This is a genomic window from Aminobacter sp. P4_H6_2, from assembly GCF_056400805.1.
Genome location: NZ_JBFUKO010000354.1, coordinates 1 through 5,539, shown reverse-complemented (window position 1 = coordinate 5,539; position 5,539 = coordinate 1). Strand labels below are relative to the sequence as shown.

Annotated in this window: 6 protein-coding genes; 4 read left to right on the top strand and 2 right to left on the bottom strand. The window is 58.9% G+C overall.

Going from position 1 to position 5,539, the window contains the following annotated elements:
• From AC1DUU_RS21485 to AC1DUU_RS21470, 4 genes are all read left to right on the top strand, one after another.
• A partial coding sequence (locus tag AC1DUU_RS21485) for an ABC transporter permease subunit (RefSeq protein ID WP_476785420.1) occupies nucleotides 1-308 on the top strand: 308 nt, incomplete at its 5' end.
• 7 nt (nucleotides 309-315) lie between these two features.
• Entirely contained in the window at nucleotides 316-1,248 is a 933-nt protein-coding gene (locus AC1DUU_RS21480; protein ID WP_476785419.1) for an ABC transporter permease, read from the top strand.
• 10 nt (nucleotides 1,249-1,258) lie between these two features.
• Entirely contained in the window at nucleotides 1,259-2,803 is a 1,545-nt protein-coding gene (locus tag AC1DUU_RS21475) for an ABC transporter ATP-binding protein (RefSeq protein WP_476785418.1), read from the top strand.
• 142 nt (nucleotides 2,804-2,945) lie between these two features.
• On the top strand, nucleotides 2,946-3,857 hold the full coding sequence (locus AC1DUU_RS21470) for a LysR substrate-binding domain-containing protein (protein ID WP_476785417.1): 912 nt from the start codon (nucleotides 2,946-2,948) through the stop codon (nucleotides 3,855-3,857).
• Nucleotides 3,858-4,022: 165 nt separating this feature from the next.
• Here the strand turns inward: AC1DUU_RS21470 and AC1DUU_RS21465 are convergent, their stop codons facing one another.
• Entirely contained in the window at nucleotides 4,023-4,472 is a 450-nt protein-coding gene (locus AC1DUU_RS21465; RefSeq protein ID WP_476785416.1) for a Ros/MucR family transcriptional regulator, read from the bottom strand.
• 417 nt (nucleotides 4,473-4,889) lie between these two features.
• Nucleotides 4,890-5,539, bottom strand: a 650-nt coding sequence (locus AC1DUU_RS21460; protein WP_476785415.1) for a siderophore-interacting protein, incomplete at its 5' end; no start/stop codon positions are given.

The window sequence follows — 5,539 nt, the reverse complement described above, 5'->3', positions numbered from 1 at the left end:
GCATCAGCGGCGCCATGGCCGGCCTTGCCGGAGCCTTCGAGATCGCCGGCGTCACCCACCGCCTCTACCAGAATATTTCGCCCGGCTATGGCTTTGAGGGAATTGCCGTCGCCCTGCTTGCCAACAACAACCCGATTGGCGCGATCTTTTCGGGCATCTTGTTTGCCGTGCTCCGCTCCGGCTCGGAATTGATGCAAATCACGGCCCAGGTGCCGCAGGTGCTGGTTTCGGTGATCCAAGGCATCGTCATCTTGTCGGTTGTCGGCTTCGGCGTTTACCGGTTCCGCACAGCTCGCCCATCCGAATAGGTGAAACATGGAAGATGTTGCAACTCTGAGCTTTCTTGCCACCACGCTGGGCGCCACCTGGCGGCTCGCGACGCCGCTGATCTTCGCCTCGATCGGCGAAATCTTTTCGGAACGCGCCGGCGTTCTCAACATCGGCCTGGAAGGCGTCATGTTGGTCGGTGCCTTTGCTGGCTTCGCGGTGGCCTTTACGACGGGAAGCATCCCGCTTGGGCTGCTCGCAGCAATCGGCGGCGGCATTCTGATTGGGCTTTTGTTCRCCTTCTTCACCATCACCATCAAGGCCGATCAGATCGTCGTAGGCGCCGCGATCAATCTCCTGGGGCTTGGCCTGACGGCGTTTCTATTCCGCGCCTATTTTGTATCGACTGGCAAGGGCGTCGAGATCGCCAAGCCGCTCGATATCCCCTGGCTCAGTGACCTGCCGTTCTTCGGTGAGGCGTTCTTCCGCCAAAATGCGCTCGTCTACAGCACCGTCCTTGTCACCGTGCTTGCGGTGTTCGTGCTTTACAAGACGTCATTTGGCCTCACTCTGCGGGCCGTCGGTGAGCATCCCAAGGCCGTCGATGTCGCCGGCCGTAGCGTTGCGCTCTATCGTTATGGTGCGGTGCTGATCGGTTGCTCTTTGGCCGCATTGGGCGGCGCTTTTCTGACGCTTGGTCACTCAAATCAGTTCGTCGAAGGCATCACCTCGGGTCGTGGTTTCATAGCCCTTGCGGTCGTTGTCTTCGCGCGCTGGTCGCCGATTGGCGCCTTCTTCGTCTCGCTGCTGTTCGGTCTGTTCTACTCGCTCCAGCTCCAGCTCCAGGCGCAGCCTATGCTGCTGGTGCCTTACCAACTGTTCCAGGCGCTGCCTTATGTGATGACGATCATCGCCCTGATGCTCGTGCGCAACAAGGTCGACACACCGAGTATGCTCGGTGTGCCCTACAAGAAAGCTTGAGGAGACCAACATGAGCGGCAAGCCATTGCTTCTGATGGAAAACATCCACAAGCGCTTCGGTGACATCGTCGCCAGTGCCGGGGTGACGTTGGACGTCGAAGAAAACGAAATCCACGCGCTGCTTGGCGAAAACGGCGCTGGCAAGAGCGTTTTGATGAGCATCCTGTGTGGCGTGCTTTCGCCGAACGAAGGTCAGATCATCTTCATGGGCAAGCCGCTTAAGCTCGGCTCGCCGCGCGAGGCGATCAAGCACCGCATCGGCATGGTGCACCAGCATTTCATGCTGGTTCCCAATCTCACCGTTGCCGAAAACTACGTACTCGGCCACGGTTCGCCGTTCAAGCTTATCAACGACATGAGCGACGTGAATGCGCGGATAACCGCTCTCAGCGATCGCTATGGGCTCGACGTCCAACCTGACGCCCTGGTCGCAAATCTTTCGGTCGGCCAGCAGCAGCGCGTCGAGATCCTGAAAGTGCTGTTCCATGGCATCGATCTGCTCATCCTCGACGAGCCGACGGCGGTGCTGACGCCCCAGGAAACGGACAGGTTGCTCGAACTGCTCCGCGATCTGGTTGCCGACGGCAAGACGGTGATCTTCATCTCGCACAAGCTTGACGAGGTGATGCGGGTCAGTGATCGGGTAAGCGTCATGCGCGATGCCAAGGTCGTCTTCACCACCCAGACGTCGTCAACCAATCCGCGCGAACTCGCACGCATGATGGTTGGCCGTGACGTATTGATGGACCTGCCGCGAACGAAGCTTTCTGCCGGCCGGCTTGTATTGTCGGTCGGGGACCTGCACTGCAAAAACGAGCTCGGCTTGCCGGCCGTGCGCGGCGTGTCCTTCGATGTGCGCGAAAGCGAGATCGTCGGTATCGCCGGCGTCTCAGGCAACGGCCAGACCGAACTTGCTCTGGCGCTGACTGGACTGCTTCCCATCACGTCCGGTAGCGTACGTCTCAACGGTCAGGAAATGCGTGGTCTCACGTCACAAGACGTCAACCAGCTGCCCATTTCCCACATACCCGAGGACCGTCACAAGATGGGTATCGTTCTGCCGTTGCCGCTGACTGAAAACGTCCTCCTCCAGCGCTACAACCAGCCGCCTTTCAGTTCGCGCGGCATGCTCGACTTCAGCGAAGTAACCAGCCAGACGCGAGAATTGATGCGGCGCTTCAAGGTCAAGGCCTCTCATCCCGGCGAGCTGATCCAGAACCTCTCAGGTGGTAACCAGCAGAAGCTCGTTGTCGGGCGAGAACTTGCGCGCCGCTTCGATTTCCTTCTTATCAACCAGCTGACGCGCGGCATCGACATCGGCGCAACCGAGCTGGTGATGCAGGAGGTCCTGAAGCAGCGAGAGGCAGGCAAGGCGATCCTGCTGATCTCCACCGAGCTGGAGGAGCTTTTCGCCATCTGCGACCGAATTCTGGTGATTTACGAGGGCCGCATTCTTGGCGAGCTGCCGCCTGATCGTAGCCGCCTCGACGAAATAGGCCTGCTTATGGCCGGCAATGTCAGCGAGGCGATGGCTGCAAGCGAAGCCGTCCATTGATCAGGCCGCGTGTTGTCGTCTTGTTATTGAATGTCTTGAGACAATTCTGCTCATTATGATGGATTGCATAAGAATTGCGGCAGTTGTCTATTCTTCTGCCAGAAGTCCCGATGCCCGGGGCTCGCAGACCAGGTGACCACGCGTGAATGTGACGCTCCGGCAATTGCAGGCATTCATCGCGGTGGCGGATCTTGGCCGTTTCAACTTGGCCGCAGGCGAGCTCAATCTGACACAATCGGCGATCAGCATTCTGATCAAGGAATTAGAAGTCGGATTGAACCACCGCCTGTTTGACCGGCACACCCGGATGGTCAGCCTGACGACAGCGGGCCGGGAATTCCTGCCCCAGGCACGAAAGGTCATCACGGATCTGGAGATTGYCGTCGGCAACATTCACGACCTTGCCGCCTTGCAGCGGGGTCGCGTGACTGTTGCCGCAGCGATCGTGCTTGCGGCCACGCTGCTACCGCCTGTCATCGCGCGGTTCGTCAAGCGATACCCCGATATTTCGGTGCAGATACGCGACATGCCAGAAGAAGAGATGCGGCCGGCGTTAAAGCGCAACGAGGCTGATCTTGGTATAGGCACCATTTCCGGCGACGATCCCGAAATCCAGACTAGCCTGTTGATGCGCGACAGGCTGATGTTGATCTGCCGATCCGATCATCGGCTGGCGCGGACGGGCAAAGTGCATTGGTCGGATCTGACAGGAGAAGCGCTGATCGGCCTTGCCAAGGACAATCCGCTTCGCGACCTGGTCGACCGCGCGCTAATCGCGGCTGGCACGGAGATGAAGACGAAGTACGAGGTGCGTTTTTCAACCACCGCCATCAGCATGGTCGCCGAGGGGCTAGGCGTTGCCGTGCTACCGGAAAATTCGCGCCAGCTCACCACCAACGTCGATGTCAGGGTTATCGAGCTGGTCGGTCCGGTGATCAGCCGCGACATCTCCATCCTTCAGCACCGGCAGCCGATGCTGTCGCCGGCCGCTGCCAAGATGAAGGAGTTTTTGTTAGAGGCCGTGCGGCACGAGAACCGATCTGCCGCGCGCTGAAGCAAGGAGCCTGTCGTTCGTCAGTTGCCCGAGCTTGGCTTCCAGCATTCACGCTGGTTCCAAGACGTTGGCGGAACGAGCAAGCTCGCCTCTTAGAAAATCCGGGTCATCGCGTAGCGACGCTCCCAATGTGGGAGCGGTTGAACGTGTCAGGGAAGGGCGGGGTTACTTGACCTTCCGGGCCCTAGCGGCTGGCTTCACAACTTGGCCAGGCTTGCGACCAAGGCCAGCCGCAAGGGCAAGCGCCGAACGGGTTGCAGCATAAGATGGCGCAACCATAGGATAGTCCGACGGCAGGTTCCATTTGGCGCGATATTCGTCGGGCGTCATGTTGTAGTGGACGCCAAGGTGGCGCTTGAGCGACTTGAATTGCTTACCATCTTCCAAGCAGATGATGTAGTCGTCGGTCACCGACTTCTTGATTGATACCGCTGGCGTCAGCTTTTCTGCTGGTGCCGGCTGAGGCGATGTCAAATTAGACAGCGATGCATGGATGCTGCTGATTAATCCTGGCAATTCACCGGCGGGAACTGGGTTGTTCGAGACGTATGACGCGACAACGTCTGCAGTCAATTCGATCAGTGCGTTTTGATTCACCAGTGCAATTTCAGTCATCACGTGCTCCGCTACGTAGATCCACTTTCTTTTGCTACAGGATGAGTTCTTTCAAAACAAGTGACTCGTTGGTAGTCAAACAATCTGATTTGGTATGATGCTGTAGCCAGGCGGTCCCCGTGCCACGACTGAGGATGGGGAACAAGTCCCGGCTTTGGAAAATACGTTCTATTGCAACAAGCGCATCTCGGCCTCGGCCTGCTCCAGCCAGAATTGCATGTCCATCTCACGATACATCGTCGCCGCAGCGGCTAGGTAGTGGATTTCAGCGTCATTGTGGCTTCGCCAGGAGGCGAAGGACGCTTGCCGCGCTTCGCTGCTGACCGATTTCGAGCGCCCTGCAAGCGCACGAGCAGCGTAATGCCAGCAACGACCCTCAAGTTACGCTCACTGCTCAATGTTTTCGGCCCGCAGCGGTCAAGTTTCCGTTTCAGCCTGATCTTCGCTGTTGCCGCGGCGCCAATAGGAAACAACGAGGTGCTCACGCTTTGATAGTCCACGTTCCTTTCGCAGGTAGGAGCGGATATCGCGAAAGGCGCCAAATTCGCAACCGACCCAGACAAAGACGCTCACGCCGTCGGTGGGGAGACGCACGTCGCGTACCGACTCGGTCAGCAGAGCACCCGGTTCGGCACCATTGCGGCAGAGCCAATGGAGTGGGATTGCGGCATTGATCTCCAGTTGCTGAATCTCGCGTGCATCGGGCACCTCGATCAACGCGACACCGCGCGCTGTTTCGGGCAAGTATTCAAGCATGCGCGATATTGCTGGAAGCGCTGTTTCGTCGCCGGCCAGGAGATACCAGTCTGCCTCGATCAGTCCGCCGCCGCCGGGACCGAATATGCCGATCCGGTCGCCGGGGCGCGCTGTCTCGGCAAAGTCCGATCCCGGCCCGGCATCGGCATGCAGGACGAAGTCGATATCGAGCGTGCCGGCCGCAAGGTCGAGAGCACGCACCGTATATTTGCGTAAGGAGGGACGCCGCTCGGGGTCTTCCCACCTGACAAGTCCGTTTGCGCCAACGTGCGGCCATTGCGGCTCGGCAAGCTCGGGATGCTGGATAAGGA

Bases quoted from the DNA above. Each gene is read 5' to 3' on its own strand.
- AC1DUU_RS21475 (WP_476785418.1), top strand. From the start codon at position 1,259: ATGAGCGGCAAGCCATTGCTTCTGATGGAAAACATCCACAAGCGCTTC.
- AC1DUU_RS21465 (WP_476785416.1), bottom strand. From the start codon at position 4,472: ATGACTGAAATTGCACTGGTGAATCAAAACGCACTGATCGAATTGACT.